Source organism: Roseiconus lacunae, assembly GCF_008312935.1.
Lineage (GTDB): Bacteria > Planctomycetota > Planctomycetia > Pirellulales > Pirellulaceae > Stieleria > Stieleria lacunae.
Genome location: NZ_VSZO01000017.1, coordinates 1 through 12,761 on the forward strand (window position 1 = coordinate 1; position 12,761 = coordinate 12,761).

8 protein-coding genes are annotated in these 12,761 nt (G+C 53.6%); 2 read left to right on the forward strand and 6 right to left on the reverse strand.

The window, feature by feature from the left end:
- From FYC48_RS20715 to FYC48_RS20730, 4 genes are all read right to left on the reverse strand, one after another.
- On the reverse strand, positions 1 to 631 hold a 631-nt coding region (locus tag FYC48_RS20715), incomplete at its 3' end, for a hypothetical protein (protein ID WP_149498712.1).
- Between the two features lie 150 nt (positions 632 to 781).
- Positions 782 to 4,018, reverse strand: coding sequence for a WD40 repeat domain-containing serine/threonine-protein kinase (locus tag FYC48_RS20720; protein WP_160149670.1), 3,237 nt, complete (start codon positions 4,016 to 4,018; stop codon positions 782 to 784).
- Positions 4,019 to 4,138: 120 nt separating this feature from the next.
- Complete coding sequence (locus FYC48_RS20725) at positions 4,139 to 4,675, reverse strand: sigma-70 family RNA polymerase sigma factor (RefSeq protein ID WP_149498714.1); 537 nt, start codon at positions 4,673 to 4,675, stop codon at positions 4,139 to 4,141.
- Positions 4,676 to 4,930: 255 nt separating this feature from the next.
- Positions 4,931 to 5,659, reverse strand: a complete 729-nt coding sequence (locus FYC48_RS20730; RefSeq protein ID WP_149498715.1) for a hypothetical protein — start codon at positions 5,657 to 5,659, stop codon at positions 4,931 to 4,933.
- A 371-nt stretch (positions 5,660 to 6,030) separates the two neighbouring features.
- Between FYC48_RS20730 and FYC48_RS20735 the strand changes: the two genes are divergently transcribed.
- Both FYC48_RS20735 and FYC48_RS20740 read left to right on the forward strand, forming a co-directional pair.
- A complete protein-coding gene (locus FYC48_RS20735) occupies positions 6,031 to 7,863 on the forward strand; it encodes an ATP-binding protein (RefSeq protein WP_149498716.1) in 1,833 nt (610 codons plus the stop codon).
- Positions 7,860 to 8,918: a tetratricopeptide repeat protein gene (locus FYC48_RS20740; protein WP_149498717.1), complete on the forward strand. Its 1,059-nt coding sequence runs from the start codon at positions 7,860 to 7,862 to the stop codon at positions 8,916 to 8,918. The genes FYC48_RS20735 and FYC48_RS20740 overlap by 4 nt, the downstream gene beginning before the upstream one ends.
- Here the strand turns inward: FYC48_RS20740 and FYC48_RS20745 are convergent.
- Together FYC48_RS20745 and FYC48_RS20750 are read right to left on the reverse strand one after the other, a co-directional pair.
- Positions 8,899 to 10,263, reverse strand: coding sequence for a DUF1501 domain-containing protein (locus FYC48_RS20745; RefSeq protein WP_200836662.1), 1,365 nt, complete (start codon positions 10,261 to 10,263; stop codon positions 8,899 to 8,901). The two genes, FYC48_RS20740 and FYC48_RS20745, sit on opposite strands and share 20 nt — an antisense overlap.
- Before the next feature lie 4 nt (positions 10,264 to 10,267).
- Positions 10,268 to 12,757 (reverse strand): PSD1 and planctomycete cytochrome C domain-containing protein, encoded by a 2,490-nt coding sequence (locus FYC48_RS20750; protein ID WP_149498718.1) that lies wholly within the window; start codon positions 12,755 to 12,757, stop codon positions 10,268 to 10,270.
- Positions 12,758 to 12,761: the final 4 nt, after the last annotated feature.

The window sequence follows — 12,761 nt, forward strand, 5'->3', positions numbered from 1 at the left end:
CGACCACGCCGCCGTTGAGTGCTTCGACGCGAACTTCGTCATAGGGGTCTCGTACACCCGTCAGACTTGTTAGGTTGGGTAGCGACAAAACGCTGCCCACGCCGCTCGCGCGCAGATAGCGGTCAGCATTGTTCGTATTAGTATTCGTATAGCTAGTCGCCCCGAGCAATCGCAGCACACCACCATTGGAGACAAATAAGCTGGTGGTGTCGAACGTGGTGGTACTCTGAGCGAGAAAACTTGCCCCATCGACAGTGAGATTGCGATTGGCATCGATCACGGTTGATCCGGAAACCGTTAACCCCCCCGCGGTGAGTTTCAAACTCTCCGACAGATTTAGACTCGCGATCGAAAGCGGCTCTTCGATGTCGTAGACGACTTCGATACTGCGCGCGTCATCGATCGTAACTTCGTCGCCTGACGCCGGAATCTGGTTTCCGATCCAGTTTTCAGGCGTACTCCAGTTCAGATCGGGACCGCCACCGTCCCAAATCGCCGCTGCCAATACGTATCGCTGCTCTAATGTCTCCAAACGAGGACGTCGGAAACGCGAATTACGAATTCTCGACTGGCTTCGAATTGGTTGTAAAGAACGGTCGAAACGATTTCGAATCGAAGTGGGCTGAGTCATGCTAATCGCGCAAAGAACATCTAAGATCGAATTTCATCAGGCTTTTCGGTCGTATAAATCGCCGATATACACCTATCCACCCGTCTCTGCAGACTCCACGCCGGTTTTGCGACATCCAAAACGAGAGTTTTTGCCTGATTGATGGATTTTTTAATTCGTATCTAGCACGATCACATGATCTCCCTTCCCTCCTACGAGTAGCTGATCATCGCTTGGCGACAGACTGAGCGTCCGGATTGGCGCAATCCCGGTTCGAATTGACAATTGCGGCTCCCATACCACAGCGTCCCAAACGATGAGCTCGCCATCGGCATGCCCCGTGACCATTGCCTGGCCATCCCTCGTGAAGACAATTTGTGTCGCCGGGCGGATTCTCATTTGACGCGTCACATCTTTGTGTAGCTCTGGGACGCTCCAAACGGCGACTGTTCCACCTTCCGTGGCAAGAACCAGCGAGCGTCCCGATGGATGAAACTCCATTGCCTGAATGTCGATAAAATCTCGATAAGCGATCGTGGAAAGCTCGCCTTGTTCTGTCACTGCGCGTAGTTCAATTCGATTTTTAGCGTCATCAAAAGATGCGATCCAATTGTTTTCTTTGTGTACGGCATAGGTATGGACCGGTTGATTGCTCGCCGAATCGGCCAACAGTTCAGCGACGTCCGCCGTCTGCTGGACCCTCATCCAAGCGGCCCGCCCGTCGTGAAAGCCAATGAGAAGACGATCATCAAGTTCAGCCACTCTTCGAATATCGGTAGGATGATCGAATCTGGAAAGCAATTCACCGGTCTCGACATCCCACAGCGAAACGCCCCGTCCTCGATCTGCCGAAACGAGCAACCGACCGGAATCAAGAAACTTCAAGTCCGAAACTGTTCGGCTTCGGCTTGTCCACTGGCGAAGTAAGTCCCCTGTCTCGGAATCGAGGATGCTAATTTGACCTCCACCATGAGATAGCGCGACACGATCGCCGCGGGGAGAATAGCGTGAATGTGAAACGGTATGCTGGTTCGTCTGCCAAACGGGAAACTGAACTCCTTCGGACAGCTGTTTTGTTAACACTATGCCGCCACGAAGTGCGATTGCCACCGCGTTTCCATCGTTAGACACATCAAGAGCGACTGGCTGGAATTCGATCGCAGTCTTTCGGGTTGGTTCGGACCGTAAGTTGACAAGTGATTGGTCATGTCGAAACAGAGTTTCCAATCTTTTACCGTTCTCCGACAACCAGACTTCGCCACGCCCGGACTGAACGTACCGAGAGAACAAAGCAGACGGGTGGACGAAATCGAAATCGGGGCGAAAGCCGTTGCTGCGGTATGCCTGCACGATTTCCCGCGATTGAAGGTTCCAAACCAAAGTGCCGTTTTCCTCTTTGCAAAGGCTGGCAATGCTGAGGTCACTGGAAAACCGTCCACGATTGACATGAATTGTTTCACCCGATCGATCTAAAACTTGTTGTCTATCTTGAACTTCACCACTCGAGAGATTTCCAATAAAAACTTGCCCAGTTGACGACATCGCGGCATAGCGAGTTCCATCCTCGGCAACCGATAGCGCAATGATCGGCAGTCGTGCCAACTGAATCCGCCAGACTTCGACCTCCGTTTGCTGACTCATTCGCGCAACCAATCCATCTTGATCAGCCACCAAAAAGTCTGACGTTCCTTCGATCACCGCAATCGCAGAATGAGGAACTTTCGACATATCAGGCAGGCGTCTGACTTTGTTTTGCCGGATATCCAGTCTCGCCGCAGCGCCGTCCTGCTCAACGAACAGCACTGCGTTCGCTATCGAATCGACCGAAAGTCTGACAGCCGGTGATCGGATTGATCGATCGTATCTCGCTAACACTCGCTTCGATTCTGTATCCCATGCCACCAATCCATTGGGCCCACTGGTCACAACCCAAGAACCATCAGCAGAAACCGCAACATCCAACAATCCTTTTCCATCCGCATTCCATGCATGAGTTTCACTTGACAATTGTTGATGCAGCAAACTCCAGGCAAACCCGCGAAGATGCTCGGGACAATACGCTGGATCTTCTAACTGGCGGGCAGCCAAGTCTGGCTCATGCAACGCCATCATCCCCAATCGCATGAGCGTGTGGTTGAACGCGGATCGTTTTAAACGCAGATTGGAATCCGCAATTTCGACGTTAAGCCTCTTTAGATTGCTTCGTTGCGTTTGCAATTGGGAAACGGATTCCATTAACCTCATTGACCGATCCCTTGCGAGCTTCGCATACCCAAACGCTACGATCGCAAGTGAGATCAGCAGTGCTAGAACGACAGACGATACCAAGGCTGCGAAGCGATACCTCCTACTCCATTTGCGTAGCGCATCAAATGCGCTCGGGCGTCTGGTAAGGATAGGCCGGTGATCGAGATAGCGACGTAGGTCCTCACGCATTGACTCGATCGATTCATAACGCTCGACCGGATCCTTGGCGAGCGCTGTCTCGATGATCAATTCCAGGTCGCGCCCAATCGCTGGATTCAGCCTTCGCAGTGAATCAGGCGATTGAGAACGTACGACTTCGGCAGTCTGCCACAGCGTTAAGTTCTCCAACTTGTACGGCAGACGGTCTGTGAGCAACTGATAAAGCACCACCCCGAACGCATACACATCGGTGCGTGAATCAACTCGAAATGGGGCACCGCCGAATTGCTCCGGGCTCATGTAGCAACGTGTTCCTGCCCAAGATTCAGCCGTTTGATTTGTTGAATCTCCTTCCTGGTTCTCACTACGGATTCGCGCAAGTCCAAAGTCAATCAGCTTTGGAACACCATCATCAGTGACAAGCAAGTTTGCCGGCTTTAAATCACGATGTACGATGCCTTCGGCATGTGCCACCGCCAGAGCATCTAGAAAGGGCAGGCACAGTTCGACCGTGTCTTGATGCGACCAGTCGGAATGTTGCTCGCACCGCCGAATGTACTCCAGAACTGTTTTACCTCGGATCCATTCCATCGTAAAAAACAGACGCTGCGTCCCCCCAAAATCGACGACTCCTGCATCATAGATCCGAGCGATATGATGGTGCTGTAACGCCGCTAAAAGTTGAATCTCGAGTCGAAATCGCGATTCGATTCTGGGACGTGCGGTGACGTCATGCAACAACTTGAGTGCGACCTTTCGGGGTGGCATTTGCTGTTGAACGAGATAGACGACGGAGAATCCGCCTCGGCCAATCTCTGATAAAACTTGGTACTCACCAATCGAAGCCGGTAGTTCGTCCGCCAATTGCTCTTCGAATCGCGAGAACGCCTCCAGCGATCGCAGATAACCTTGCAGCTGGTCGGACAACTCTTCATCGCCTTCACAAAGGTGAGCCAGAGAAACATCCTGCCCCTGCTTTGTCAGCGATTCCCAACGATCCAAGAGACGTTGCAGCTTCTCTGATACGACGTTCCTATCCGTCGAAGAACCAATCGTGGAAGAGTCATTATTGGAAATAGACAATGGTCGTAGCTTCGCGCGCGAAAACCCAGAAAAGCCGGTCTACGAAAGCAATGCCTGTTGGCAAACCTTCCGGGCAATCATCATCCGTGCCGTAGTCCAACGTCGCTGACACTGCCTGAGACTGATTCCCAACTGGAGAGCCGCTTCCTGCTGCGAAAGCCCAGTGTACCAAATCATTTCGAAGACTTCCAAAACGCCTTTCGGGAGTTCTTCTACGCACTGATGAAATCGCCCCCATTCTTCCAACGTAGGATGATCCGGCCGATCCTGGATCGAGGGCAGACTGCCGAGCCATGATTCGTGGTTGGCTGCGTACGAGCCTTTTCGGCTGTGACGTTGCGCAAAATTAAGAAGCTCACGTCGAATCTGCAACGCAGCAAGACGGCGCAAATGCAAGGGAGACTGGATTTGTATCGACTCAATCGATCGGTGCAAACGCACCAGCGCCGCTTGCACGACGTCATCTGTTTCTTCCCAGCGACGAACCCCGGGAAACGTCCTGAGCATTCGATGAGCCAATCTGCGAAATTGCGATTCGAACTCGAGCAACAAATTGCTTTCGTTATCACTAGCCATCACGCTCTGAACCCGTTACTAGCAGCTTCAACTCTTTCGCGTCATTGGGCTGTAGAATAGTACAGAATCACTTTCGGTCAAGCACTTTCAGGATCGGTCCATCGTCCCTATCTTATCTACCTCCGCTGGCGTGACTCCCATTCAAAAACGGTATCGATGCATGAGATTGAGCAGCGATTTCCCGTTGCTCGGACTCGATTTTTGCGTGGTGAACTCCGTAGCCGGAGGCAAGTTCGGAAGTAGCGCCGAGTAAAGCTACGCAAATGCGACTGTTGCGGTCACGTGGCATCTGAAGGGCATGGATGAAGCAGAATCTGATCCGGTGAGTGAATGGCTATCGCCTTGGTCCAGACTCCTCAATGCCTCTCGCCTTTGAGTCGACTCTTTGGGACGGTACCAACGCAGTTCGTCGAATGCGCCTTGGTAGAAGCGTTCGATCAGCTTGAGCGTGGTGATCATGATCGGTCCTTCGCCAAATTTCGAAATCGCCATCGGGATTCCGGCGACCCATTTAAGAAATCCAGAATGGACGTAGTGATCGTGATCACGGTCGTAGCATACGAAGACATCGTGTTCACGGATTGCTGATCGCCCTTTGGACGTGACAGTCTTTGACGAAATACGTTCAAAGCATCGTGCCAAAAGCGTTCCCACCGGATTGTGATGCATCGTCGCCGGACTGGCGAGTCCCTCAAGCCACTGGTCGGGCCCCAAACCAACACTCGATCCGATCGCCAACGCATGACAATTGAAGTTGCGTTTGTCGGCGGTAGACCACTTCCAGCCGGACGACTCTAGGCGGATCGCCGGGCCGCAGCCATAGCTTCCGAGGATCGCTTCCCAGTCACAGTCGACTGCCGGGGCGAGGGGTTGGCCTTGCTTTTCGAAGACGACAACCGGGGAGCGATCGATGAAGGCAACCGATCGTTCCACGCGTCCACCGGATCTGTCAACGGGAGGCAGTGGTTGAAAGGTTTGGAACATCGATCGGGCTCGAGACGCAAGAGGCGTTTAATGGTAAGGACGTCTAAGGTGACGGCAAACCATAAGACGCGGTTTACGATCCCGTTGTTTAAGAAAACATTGCCAATGAGAAATCCAAGATGCTCGCAATCCCGTGGCCGCTCTTAGCGAACATCGCGATTGTTCGGTCGAACATGATCGATCGATGAGGGTCGACGGTCAACTCCATGAAGCCGCGATTTAGTCGTCAAGCCATAGAACCTGGAGAACTCGCGCCGGTCGACGGCGGGCTTCCCTCCTCGACTGCGTTTCGGGAAGCATCTTTGGCGATCGTCTAGATGAATCCCATCTTTGCACAGTCAACTTGACGATCCAACTAACGGGGGAATCTCATGTCGTCGCCTGCTACCGCGAAGTTCGATCTGCATCTTCCCGGCTTGTTAAAAGTACTCGCCGAGCACTTATATTCCGATCGTCGTGTCGGCTTTCGTGAGCTGCTTCAGAACGCCCACGATTCCTGCAGTCGCCGCCGGATCGAAGCCCCCGGTGATTTTCAACCGCGGATCCGTGTTTCAATAGATGCGGACGAAGGCATCTTAGTCATCGATGATAATGGGTGCGGTCTGACAGAAGACGAAATCGTCAATTACCTCGCAACCATCGGCCGAGGTTACACGCGACAACTTCGCGAAGAAGCCGCACTGAACGATCCCGAAAGTTATCGCGAATTGATCGGGCAGTTCGGACTTGGGTTCCTCAGTGCGTTCTTGATCGCATCAGAAGTCGAAGTCCATACGTTGTCATATCAGGCCGGTAGCGAGCCCATGATTTGGCGCAGCCAAGGCAACGAAACCTATCAAATGTGCGCAGGTACGCGTCGAGACATTGGCACAACAATACGACTGACGTGCAAGCCGTCGATGCGGTTTCTGTTTCAGGAAGACGCGATCGCCGAGTTGGTCGAGCGGTATTGTGATTTCTTACCGGTACCGATTTATGTCGCGCCATCGCGGACTCCCGTCAATCGGCAAATCGCCCCATGGGCAGAGGTCGATTTCGAGTCCGCATGGGATGAATTCGGCCAATCACAAACACGCGCCGCAGATTGCCTGTGGAAATTGCAATTGAAAGATTGGCGTTTGGATCTGGGGCACGATTCGATCCTGATTCCGCTTTCGGGTGTAGTTTATGTTCCGGCACGATCGACGGTGTCCTTGAATGAATTCGGTGACGCAACGGTCTACATTCGCAACATGTTTATCACCGACAGCAACCGTTCGCTGTTGCCGAACTGGGCCAAATTCATTCGAGGATACTTAGAATCACCGATGCTGCAGCCGACGGCATCTCGCGAAGACATCCACGAAGACGAAAACTTTGAACTCGTTTGTGAAGCAATCGAACAGCAGTTGCTTCAAGGTATTCGCGAACTTTGTGAAAACGACCTCCGGCGATGGAATATGATCGTCGATTGTCACACGGACTTGATCATGGGGTGGGCCGCGACCTGCGATCATTTCTTTGATCATATCGCCGATTGCATCCAGTTACGCACCACACGCGGGATGATGACGGTCGACCAATATCGATCCCAATGCCCGGACGACAAGATCTATTACGAAACCACACACTCGCCAAGCTTTTTCGAGCAGGTACTGCTTGAAGGCCAATCCAAACCGGTCATCGACGCATCTTGGTTCGGAGTGTTGCCATTTCTCAAAGAGTTCGCTCGGCGAGACCGTTCGATCGAGTTGGTGCGCACCGACGCCGATTTGAAAACGTTGATGCGGGACATTCCCGAAGATAGCTTTACTGACCTATTGGTTGCGTTTCGAAAGGTCTACGAAAATACTCGCATCGCGCGTTTTCAGCCCGACGAAATTCCAGCAGTGTTCCTGTACAGTCAGCATGCCGAATTCATCGCCGAATCGGAGGAAGCACTTTCCGGTGATCAACTATTCCCCGGTGTCGCCGATGCGATTTCGGACATCGTCGAAAATCTTGTACGTGCGGGAGAATCGACCGAGGGTGTTTTGACATTGAACGCCAACAGCCCGTTGATCCGGCAGTTGGCGGCCGCGGCACGCCAAGGAAACTTGGAACCACCGTATTGTGAAATGTTATGCGAGATGGCAAAGCTGTTCAGCGGTCGGATGATGGATGCTCGAAAGATGATCCAGTCGTTCGATACGTTCAGCGGCGCTCTGATGGAGATCGCACCATGAGTGTCTGGGACTGGTATCAACAGCATGTCGAATGTCTGGATCAAAACCCTGACGCGACCGCCAGTGACTGGATCATGTTCGAGTTGTTCGCCGAAGCAACCGAAGCAGAGGATCCGGAAGTCAAACTAATCTATTACCGTGAAGCCAAGGATGCCGCCCAGGCGTGTGGTGACAAAGCGTTCGCACTCTGGTGCGACGCGTGGATAGGAATGGAAACCTGTTCGGTCGGTCGCTATTCCGAATCGTTACATGGGTTGACCAAAGCGGCCGTCGAGGCCAGACATCCCAGGTACAACGGACTGCCCCAGCAAATCATGGTCAACGTGTTGACGATCGACCGGATGGGTGACATCGATCCGTTCGGGTACTTGGCCGAAATCGAAAAGGGCGTCGAGTACTTGGAATCCATTTGCCAGGAAGAACCTGAGCATGGTTGCGTGTATTGGTCAAACATGGCAGCGGTCTACACCGAAGTCGGTCGCTATGACCAAGCAACGCGTGCCCTGGATTATTTGCTACGATCCGTCCGCCGGCATAGCGGGTACGAGTACTACAGTTCGGCATGCATGCGAATGGCGGTGCTGCAATCGTTCTACGGGCAGTGGGATGCGGTGTTTGATTTAGCAGAAGAAGGCTTAAGAAATCCGCCGAAACCATCGGCCCACACGACGCTTTTAATGGCGATGGCTCGTGCATTGTTGCGACGCGACGAACCAGAACTCGCGAAGAAGATGTTTGCAAAAGCTAGCGTCCCGCTAGCGAAGTGTCACGCGTCGGCGCTGAACTATGATTTTGCGACCGCCTTCCACGTGGAGACTGGAAATCTGGAAAACGCGATCAGCGAACGTGAAAAGCAGTACGCGGCGACCAAAGGTCAAGGCCGACACTGGGAGTACGCCAAAAGCTGTATCGAACTGTCGCGGCTACATTCACTCAGCGGCAATCATTCCGCCGCCGATCGGTGGGCCGAGCAAGCGCAACTGGCGAGCGAAAATCTGCGCGATCCCAAAGTTGTTTTCGATCAGTTGAAAGAGATCAAGCGATCAGTTCCTTGACCACGTTGCCGTGCACGTCCGTTAAACGGAAGTCACGACCGGCATGCCGGAACGTCAACCGTTCGTGGTCCATCCCCAGTTGATGAAGGACCGTCGCGTGAAGGTCATGAACCTCGACGGGATTTTCCACGGTGTACTTGCCGATTTCATCGGTCGTGCCATGAACGTGTCCGCCTTTAAACCCGCCGCCGGCAAGCCATACACTGAAACAGTCACGGTGATGTCCACGGCCGTTCTTTCCTTCTCGTGTCGGTGTCCGACCAAACTCGGTCGCCCATAGCACGATGGTGTCATCCAGCATTCCGCGTTGACGCAAATCTTTGATCAGCCCTGCGGTCGGTTGGTCGACGTTGTACGCCAAGTCCTTGTGCTCGTTCATCTCGCCATGGCTATCCCAGTTTGGGCGTGATCCGGTATCAATCAACTCGATAAACCTGACGCCCCGCTCGACAAGACGTCGCGCCACCAAGCATTGCCAACCAAAATCTTTGCCGGGACCTTTGGTCTTGCGATCGAGACCATAGAGCTGCCGGACATGCTCGGGTTCGCTATCGATATCGAACGCTTCTGGGGCAGCCGCTTGCATTCGAAATGCGGTCTCGAATGACTTCATCCTTGCGGCGAGCGCCGAGTCGGTTGGGCGGTCGGCGAGGTGTTGTCGGTTGAGCTGCTGGGCAAAGTCGATTTCAAGTTCTTGCAGTTTTGCGCTTCGGCCGGGTGGCCGAAGATTGGCGATCGGGTTGTCCCCCGGAATCACACGTGTGCCCTGATGAAACGCCGGAAGGAAATCACTCGCGTAGACTTGCGTGCCTCCATAGGGCAGGTGAGGTGCGATCACGATAAACCCGGGTAGGTCTTGATTAAAACTACCAAGACCATAACTGACCCATGATCCCATACTCGGCCGAGCAAATGTTGGCGAACCGGTGTGCATGCCCAATGTCGCTTCGCTATGGTCGAAGTGTGACGCCTTCATCGATCGAATCAGGCAGATCTCGTCCATCACATCTCTGACGTGGGGAAACAGATCGCTGACGAGGGTACCGCAGTTGGGGCTGGGCTGGGCGCCGAAGAGGTTGCCCATCAAGCGATCTTTTCCGCTACCGTCGCGGCCTCCTGACGTTGGCTTTGGATCAAAAGTGTCTATGTGTGAGACGCCGCCGGTAGCATAAATGAAGATGACGCTTTTCGCCTTCGCGGGAAAGTGCGACGGCCGGGCGGCGAGCGGATTGAATGAACTGGACTCCTCCTCGGCACATATCTGCGAAACGATGCCCGGCATCAACAGTGAACTGCCGACCATTGAACGCAACATCGTCCGACGATTTGCTTGAAAGTTCAGCATGACATCAATCCAAATAAAGAAATTCGTTTAACCGAAACATTCCCCGAATCACGCTTGCCCAAACCGCTCGTTTATTGGCAGCGCGTTGATTAGCAACTTGACCGCCGGCCGACGTATTTTCGAGAGCCGCCCGGGCAGATTGCAAATGACTGGACACAAGTTTGATTTCGTCTTCGTCCGGAGGGCGATTCAAGATCTTTCGAAACATTACGTCGATTCGTTCGCCTTGTTCCGACGATGCTTCGAGCAATCGATCGGCAAACTGTAATGATTGATCGTGTAGGAAATCATCATTGAAAAAGTACAACGCTTGAAGCGATGTGACCGATTGGTCGCGTTCAGCCGTACAAACGTTCGGGTCTGGCCCATCAAAGGTCTGCAGGTAGGTGCCCACCGTCAAACGCTTGGTCAATTGATAGACGCTTCGTTTCTGGTTGGGGTAGTCGCCTTTAAACGGATGGTGCTGGGTGAACGACCAGTCGGACTTCTTGGGGAAGGGAAATGGCTCGGTTTGCGGAGCGGTGTCGAGCTGGCCGGCAAGAACGAGCAACGTATCGCGAATCGATTCGGCATCGAGCCGTTGTCGATTGAATTTCCACAACAAGCGGTTGCCTGGGTCTTTGACGGCGTTGTCAGGGTCGCCGATGCTGGCCAATCGGTATGTCCGACTGGTCATGATCTGTCGATGCAACTGTTTGATCGAATAACCGTCGTTGATGAATTGAGTTGCCAAGTAATCTAGCAGCGACGGATGCGAAGGCTTTTCGCCTCGGAGTCCAAAGTCGCTTGTCGAGGCAACGAGGCCGGTCCCAAAGTGTTTTTGCCAAACGCGATTGACGATCACGCGTGCGAATAGCGGATTGTCTGCCGAAGTCACCCAATTCGCCAATTGCAATCGACCGCTCGATTGTGCCGCGGTTTCACTGTCGAGGGTTTGACCACCGAGGACCGCGGGAAAGCCACGCACAACCTCGCCGCCGGGACGCGTCGGTTCGCCCTTTATCTGGATACGGGCATTGGTCGCAACAGCATCCGAGACTGCATACGCGGTTGGGTAATCGGGGATTTCACGAAGGTGGGCGGCTAACTTCTCACCCGCCCTTCGCGCTTTGATCAGCATCCCATCAAGCTCATCACGCATCTTGCGTTTCTCGTCAAGCGAACAAGACTTTTCACGCTCCGCGTTCTCGACCGCTTGCACGCGACAACGCTCAAGCTGCTGATTCAACTCGGTGGTCAGTTTATTCGTTTTTGGTTCGTACTCCGAAAGGTGCTTCGAAGTTGCAGCGGGATCAAGCAGGCTAGCGAAATCCTGTTGTGCTTTGAACAGTTCAATCCCTGGGAACGGATAACGGGTGCTCGCGAAGAAACCATACAACCCGTAGTACTCGCGAGTCGAAACGGGATCAAACTTATGATCATGACATCGCGCACAAGCGAGTGTCATACCGAGCATGGTTTTACCGACGTTGTCGATCGTGTCTTCGATCGTCAGGTGCCACGGGTAACGCTCGACAAGCGAACCGAATCGTCTCGCCATCGCCAGGTATCCAGTCGCGATCAGTTGCCGATTGCGTTGTACGATCGATTCGGCCGGCAGCAAATCACCGGCCAACTGCTCGGTCACAAAGCGATCGTAGGGGACGTCTTGATTGAGCGATTCGATGATGTAGTTGCGATACAAATATGCCTGCGGGATCGGATAGTCCGAATTGTCACCGGCGGTGTCGGCATACCGCACCCAATCCATCCAATGGCGTCCCCATCGTTCACCATAACTTGGGCTGGCAAGCAGGCGTTCGACCAACTCTCGGATCGCTTGATCAAGTCCCACTTGCTTGTGACGTTGCAAAAACGAATCGACTTCGCCGGGCGTTGGCGGCAGTCCCGTCAAGTCATAGGTGGCACGTCGAAGGAAAGCGATCGGATCGGCATCATTGGCGGCCGTCAAACCTGCGTCACTGCGACGGGAAGCGACGAATTGATCGATCGGTGATAAAGACCAACCGGAACGGTCGCTCGGCGGGGTGGCATGCCAAAGGGGCTTGAACGCCCAGTGCGTTTCGGATTCATCGATCGGATCACCCGAATGATCGGGGTCTTGCGGCCAAGCCGCACCGGCGGAAATCCAGGCCCGTAACGTGTCGATTTGCTGATCTGTCAGACGATCACCGTCGGGCGGCATTTGGTCGTCTTCGTTATTGGAAAGCACACGAACCAGGATTTCGCTGTTTCGCGGGTCACCCGAAACAATCGAATGTTTGCCCGAGTCACCTTCGGTGGTGATCGCCGAAGGATGATCCAGTCGTAGCCCGCCGTTTTGATCATCGGCCGAATGGCATTCGACGCAGTGATCACGAAAGATGGGTGCGACGTGCGTCTCGAAATCGACCTCGGCGGATTCGTTTCCGAAGGCGTGACCCTGAGACAAGATTGCCATAGAAAAGGCACACCCGATCCCCATTCGTCTCAGCCATTGGTCGCTTCGTAACATCAAC

What these genes read in the sequence shown, in the direction of transcription:
- FYC48_RS20725 (WP_149498714.1), bottom strand. Translation starts at nt 4,675, where the DNA reads ATGGCTAGTGATAACGAAAGCAATTTGTTGCTCGAGTTCGAATCGCAA.
- FYC48_RS20730 (WP_149498715.1), bottom strand. Translation starts at nt 5,659, where the DNA reads ATGTTCCAAACCTTTCAACCACTGCCTCCCGTTGACAGATCCGGTGGA.
- FYC48_RS20735 (WP_149498716.1), top strand. Translation starts at nt 6,031, where the DNA reads ATGTCGTCGCCTGCTACCGCGAAGTTCGATCTGCATCTTCCCGGCTTG.
- FYC48_RS20740 (WP_149498717.1), top strand. Translation starts at nt 7,860, where the DNA reads ATGAGTGTCTGGGACTGGTATCAACAGCATGTCGAATGTCTGGATCAA.
- FYC48_RS20745 (WP_200836662.1), bottom strand. Translation starts at nt 10,263, where the DNA reads ATGCTGAACTTTCAAGCAAATCGTCGGACGATGTTGCGTTCAATGGTC.
- FYC48_RS20750 (WP_149498718.1), bottom strand. Translation starts at nt 12,757, where the DNA reads ATGTTACGAAGCGACCAATGGCTGAGACGAATGGGGATCGGGTGTGCC.